The sequence below is a fragment of the Arthrobacter agilis genome, from assembly GCF_002953615.1.
Lineage (GTDB): Bacteria > Actinomycetota > Actinomycetes > Actinomycetales > Micrococcaceae > Arthrobacter_D > Arthrobacter_D agilis_B.
The window spans coordinates 3,154,513-3,159,124 of the sequence record NZ_CP024915.1 but is presented as its reverse complement, the minus strand read 5'-3'; the positions used below and the strand labels follow the sequence as shown (position 1 = coordinate 3,159,124).

The following is a 4,612-nucleotide window of genomic DNA, read 5'->3' as shown; positions in this document are numbered from 1 at the left end:
CGATCCACTCGAAGGACCACCATGAACCGCCGCGCCCTCCTGCCCACCCTCGCGCTCGCCACCGCACTCTCCCTCAGCCTCAGCGGCTGCCTCGCCGGCGAGAACGCCTCCGACACGGAGTCCGCCGCGGCAGGCACCGCCACGCAGGGCGGCACGCTCAACATCGACTTCGCCACCTACAACCCGCTGAGCCTCGTCATCAAGGAGCAGGGCTGGCTCGAGGACGAACTCGCCGACCAGGACATCACCGTCAACTGGGTGCAGTCCGCCGGGTCGAACAAGGCCAACGAGGCCCTGCGCGCCGGGGCGATCGACGTCGGATCCACCGCCGGATCCGCTGCCCTGCTCGCCCGCTCCAACGGCTCCCCGATCAAGGCCATCGACATCTACTCGCAGCCCGAATGGGCAGCCCTCGTGGCGCTTCCGGAGTCCGGCATCACGAGCGTCGAGGACCTGCGCGGCAAGTCCGTGGCGGCAACCCGCGGCACCGACCCGTACTTCTTCCTCCTCCAGGCACTCGAGGCCGCAGGCGTGGAGCAGTCCGAGGTCACCATCGAGAACCTGCAGCACGCAGACGGCCGCGCGGCCCTGGCCAGCGGTGCGGTCGACGCCTGGTCCGGCCTCGATCCGATCATGGCCGCTGCCGAGCAGGACGGCGCCCAGCTGTTCTTCCGCGACATCGACTTCAACTCCTACGGCTTCCTCAACGCGACGGAGGACTTCCTGACCGAGAAGCCCGACGTCGCCCAGACCGTGGTCGACGCCTACGAGAAGGCACGGGAGTGGGCCAAGGAGAACCCGGAGGAGACCGCCGCGATCCTCGCGGGCGTCGCGGGCATCGACCAGGCCGTGGCCAACTCCGTGATCATCGAGCGCACCAACCTCGACGTCGATCCCGCGCCGGGCGACGCCCAGCGCAGCGTCCTCGAGAAGATCGGCCCCGTCTTCGTGGAGACCGGTGACGTGCAGAGCCAGGACCAGATCGACGAGGCCCTCGATACCCTCTTCGACGCCTCGCTCGTGGAGAAGGCGGACCCCGCCGCCATCGGTTCCGATTCATGAGTGCTGAGCACCTGACGGGACGCAGCACCGTTCCCATCAGCAAGGAGGGCCTCGCGTCCACCGGATCTCCGGTCACCGGGGACGGGGCCGGCAGGAACCCGGGCAGGACGGGCACGGCCGGACGGCGCGTGGTCATCGTGCTGCTCGGGCTCATCGTCCCGGCGCTGATCCTGCTCGCCTGGCACCTCAGCACCGCCTCGGGCTTCTTCCGGCCGTCGCAGCTCCCCTCGCCGGCGTCGGTTCTCGCGGCCGCGGTGGACCTCATCGAGCGCGGCCAGCTCGCCACCCACATCCTGATCTCCACACAGCGGGTCCTCCTCGGGTTCCTCCTCGGATCCCTGCTCGGGGTCCTGGCCGGCGCACTGCTGGGCCTCTCCCGCATCGCGGACGTCCTCCTGACCCCGACCGTCGGGGCGCTCCGCGCGGTCCCGTCCCTGGCGTGGGTCCCGCTGCTGGTCCTCTGGATCGGCATCAACGAGGACTCGAAGGTCACGCTGATCACCATCGGTGCGTTCTTCCCCGTCTTCACCACGCTGTACCTCGGGTTGCGCCACGTGGACCGCAACCTCGTCGAGGCAGCGCGGGCCTTCGGGCTGGGCGGCATCCGACTGCTCACCACGGTGCAGCTCCCCGCCGTCGTTCCCGCCCTGTTCTCCGGCCTGCGGCTCGCACTCGCGCAGTCCTGGCTGTTCCTCGTCGCGGCCGAACTCATCGCGTCGTCGATGGGACTAGGCTTCCTGCTGACGGACTCGCAGCAGAACGGCCGCGTGGACCGCATCATCCTCGCCATCATCCTGCTGGCCGTGATCGGCAAGACCACCGACGCCCTCCTGGGCATCGCCGAGCGCTGGGCGGTGCGCAAGTGGGCGTAGGGACGACGACGCCGAAAGGACAGGCCGCGCTGCAGGACGAGGCCGAACGGCTCGCGTTCTGGGCCGAGCAGGCCGCCCGGCTCGAGTGGCAGGACCCCTGGCACACCCTGCACACCTTCGAGAAGGCGACGCCGCAGGAGGACGGCAGGCTCAGCGTGCCCGTCATCGAGTGGTTCGCCGGCGGCACCCTCAATATTGCGGCCAACTGCGTGGACCGCCACGTCCGTGCCGGTCGGGGTGACCGCGCTGCCCTGCACTTCGAGGGCGAACCGGGTGACCGCCGCACCGTCACCTACGCGCAGTTGCAGGACGAGGTCTCACGGGCCGCGAACGCACTGCTGGCCCTCGGGATCGGCAAGGGCGACCGCGTGGTGATCTATCTCCCGGTCCTGGTCGAGACGGTCGTGGTCACCCTCGCGTGCGCCCGGATCGGCGCCGTGCACTCCCTCGTGTTCGGCGGGTTCTCGGCGGAGGCACTGCGCTTCCGCGTCGAGGACACGGGCGCGAAGCTGCTCGTCACCACCGACGGGCAGTTCCGCCGTGGTGCCGCCGTCGGCGTGAAGGACAATGCGGACGCCGCGGTGTCCGGTCGGAACAGCATCGAGCACGTCCTCGTGGTCCGCCGGACCGGGTCGGAGGTCGAGTGGACCGACGGGCGGGACGTCTGGTGGCACGACGTCGTGGACACGGCCTCGCCCCACCACGAACCGGAGGCCTTCGACGCGGAGACGCCCCTGTTCATCATGTACACCTCGGGGACCACCGGGAAGCCGAAGGGCCTCGTGCATACGTCCGGCGGCTACCTCACGCAGGCGTCGTGGAGCTTCGAGCACCTCTTCAGCAATCCCGATCCGGCCCTGCGGGATCGCGACGTCCACTGGTGCACCGCTGACCTGGCCTGGGTCACCGCGCACACCTACGAGCTGTACGGGCCGCTCTCCAACGGGGCCACGCAGGTCCTCTTCGAAGGCACACCGAACACGCCGCACCCGGGCCGCCACTTCGAGATCATCGAACGCTACGGCGTCACGAGCTACTACACGGCGCCGACGCTGGTCCGGTCACTGATGGGCTGGTTCCCCGACGGCGTCCCGGCCGGCTACGACCTCTCGAGCATCCGCGTGCTGGGCACCGTCGGCGAGGCGGTCAATCCCGAGGCGTGGCGCTGGTTCCGGAGGAACCTCGGCCGCGACGAGGTGCCCGTCGTCGACACCTGGTGGCAGTCCGAGACCGGAGCCACCGTCCTCTCCCCCAGCCCCGGGGACACCGACTTCAAGCCCGGCTGCGCCGCTCGCGCCCTTCCCGGGGTCAGCACGCGCATCGTCGACGACGAGGGCCGACCGGTGCCTCCCGGCGTGCAGGGCCTGATCGTGGTGGATCGCCACGGCCCGGCCATGGCCCGCACCGTCTGGGGGGATCCCCAGCGCTACCTCGATTCCTACTGGCGGAAGTTCGCCGCGCAGGGCTGGTTCCTGGCGGGCGACGGCGCGCGGTACGACGACGACGGCGACACCTGGATCCTCGGGCGCGTGGACGACGTCATCAACGTGTCGGGCCACCGGCTGTCCACCATCGAGATCGAGTCGGCGCTGGTGGCCCACCCCCTGGTGACGGAGGCCGGCGTCTGCCCCGTGACGGATCCGCTGACGGGCCACGCGATCGCCGCGTTCGTGGTGCTCTCGGCAGGGGCGGACGCATCCGGCGACGTCACCGCGGCCCTGCGCTCGCACGTGGCCGGCGCCATCGGACCCATCGCCCGTCCCTCGTCCGTCGTCGTCGTCCCCGACGTGCCCAAGACACGCTCCGGGAAGATCATGCGGCGCCTGCTCACCCAGCTCCATGAAGGCACGGCCCTCGGGGATACGACGTCCCTGCAGAACGAGGGCTGCATCCCCGGCATCCAGGCCGCCCTGGCGGCGCGGGGCTGAGCCCCCGCGTCGGTCGGCGCCGCGCTCGAGCGTTAAAGAAAGGAAGCGGCAGGGCCCCGTCCAAGCACCTGCCGCTTCCCGCGTGTGGTCCGTCGGGTTGCTAGCCGGCAACCCGGACGAAGGATGCTCCCGGCAGGTCCGAGAGGGGGTGCTGCATGGTGAGGTTCGACCCGTTCATGCCGCTGCTGATGACCTGGCCACCGCCGACATAGATGGCCACGTGGCCCGCCGTGATGACGATGTCGCCGGCAGCAGGGGTGGCCACCGTGGAACCGAACTGGAAGAACTGCGAGGGACCGAGATCTCCCACGGAGATACCCGCTGCCCGCAGGGCGTTCTCGACCAGTACGGTGCAGTCCTGGATCGCGCCGGCCTGCAGCTGCGCCTGGGCAGACGCCACGAGGGTGCCGGCGACGCCGCTGGATGCCACCGGCGTGATGTCTGCCGAGGCGAGGTACACGCCCGAGCCGGGCGCGGTCGACACAGCCGGCGCCGGGGCGACGACGGCTGCCTGCTGGACCTCCGCCGCGGGAGCGACGGCCACGGGGGCCGACACGGCCTGGGCCGGAGCCTGCGCCGCACCGCTCGCGGGGATCACCACGGTGTCGCCGGGGAAGATGATCGAGGCGAGGGAGAGCCCGTTGGCCGCGAGGACGGCAGTCAGGTCGGCGCCGTAGGTCGCTGCGATGCCACCGAGGGTGTCACCGGCGACGACGGTGTGGGTCGCATCGGCTGCGGGAGCAACCGCTG

4 protein-coding genes are annotated in these 4,612 nt (G+C 70.7%); 3 read left to right on the top strand and 1 reads right to left on the bottom strand.

What is annotated here, in order from left to right; genetic code table 11:
* Positions 1 to 21 precede the first annotated feature (21 nt).
* From CVO76_RS15465 to acs, 3 genes are read left to right on the top strand one after another with little or no spacing between them, the layout of a single operon-like run.
* Complete coding sequence (locus CVO76_RS15465) at positions 22 to 1,062, top strand: aliphatic sulfonate ABC transporter substrate-binding protein (protein WP_208740025.1); 1,041 nt, start codon at positions 22 to 24, stop codon at positions 1,060 to 1,062.
* Positions 1,059 to 1,934, top strand: a complete 876-nt coding sequence (locus CVO76_RS15460) for an ABC transporter permease (RefSeq protein ID WP_133080304.1) — start codon at positions 1,059 to 1,061, stop codon at positions 1,932 to 1,934. The genes CVO76_RS15465 and CVO76_RS15460 overlap by 4 nt, the downstream gene beginning before the upstream one ends.
* On the top strand, positions 1,925 to 3,862 hold the full coding sequence (acs, locus tag CVO76_RS15455; protein ID WP_208740024.1) for an acetate--CoA ligase: 1,938 nt from the start codon (positions 1,925 to 1,927) through the stop codon (positions 3,860 to 3,862). Before CVO76_RS15460 ends, acs begins: the two co-directional genes overlap by 10 nt.
* Positions 3,863 to 3,962: 100 nt before the next feature.
* On the opposite strand, the gene CVO76_RS15450 is transcribed toward acs, so the two are convergent.
* Positions 3,963 to 4,612: C40 family peptidase (locus CVO76_RS15450; RefSeq protein WP_208740023.1), on the bottom strand; the 650-nt coding region annotated here is incomplete at its 5' end.